Here is a 261-nt window from a genome sequence, read left to right as displayed (position 1 = left end):
CCACCGGAAGCCCCGCAAAACTCGCGCGCGCCGCCGCATGGACCTGCGCCATCGGCGCGCAGGGCGGCCAGTCCGAGCCCGGCGGCGTCGATTGCCAATCGGGCCGGGCATGGACCAGCACCGAGGCCGCGACCAGCCCCGATGCCGCCAGCGCCGCGGCATGGCGGGCGAACTCCTCCTGCGGATCGACCTGGGGGTCGCAGAGCGCCAGCAGCTCCAGATCATAGGCCGGGCCAGGCAGCGCCGCCTGCAGCGCGGCGA

At 75.5% G+C, this 261-nt stretch carries 1 pseudogene; it reads right to left on the bottom strand.

The annotated features are described in order from the left end of the window. Nucleotides 1-261, bottom strand: a pseudogene (locus tag TW83_RS21535) (hypothetical protein); the annotation flags it as partial.

The sequence above is a fragment of the Paracoccus sp. S4493 genome (assembly GCF_000967735.1).
In the GTDB taxonomy this organism is placed as follows: domain Bacteria; phylum Pseudomonadota; class Alphaproteobacteria; order Rhodobacterales; family Rhodobacteraceae; genus Paracoccus; species Paracoccus marcusii.
Note: the sequence above shows the minus strand (reverse complement) of the source record. Positions and strands in the feature narration are given on the sequence as shown.